Annotated in this window: 1 protein-coding gene; it reads left to right on the top strand. The window is 32.9% G+C overall.

What is annotated here, in order from left to right:
* The coding region (locus ACRRVB_RS05080; protein WP_432466855.1) for a transposase at positions 1–303 on the top strand (303 nt) is incomplete at its 5' end.
* Positions 304–374: the final 71 nt, after the last annotated feature.

Raw genomic sequence — 374 nt, 5'->3', positions numbered from 1 at the left:
TATGGAGATAAAGGCTATAGCGGTTTGCCCAACGAAATTTTACTAAAAGACAAGAAATTAAAATCAGCTATTCAAAAGAAAGGTAGTAGAAATCATCCTTTATCACCTGCTGCTAAACGGTTTAATAAATTGGTATCTAAGACGCGCTATAAAGTAGAAAGGGTATTTGGAAGTATTAAGAGGTGGTTCCGTAGTGCAGGGACTAGGTATATAGGCCTTGATAAAACGCATACGCAACATGTTATGGAATCTATAGCCTATAATTTATATAGAGCTCCAAATATCATTTTAAAGGGTTTTTAGGGGGATGGTATATCTAAAATATACAAAGATTAACTTGAAAATCACTAAATAACTAAATTTATGCATCCTTA

This window comes from Candidatus Cardinium hertigii (assembly GCF_050864855.1).
Lineage (GTDB): Bacteria > Bacteroidota > Bacteroidia > Cytophagales > Amoebophilaceae > Cardinium > Cardinium hertigii_C.
Note: the sequence above shows the minus strand (reverse complement) of the source record. Positions and strands in the feature narration are given on the sequence as shown.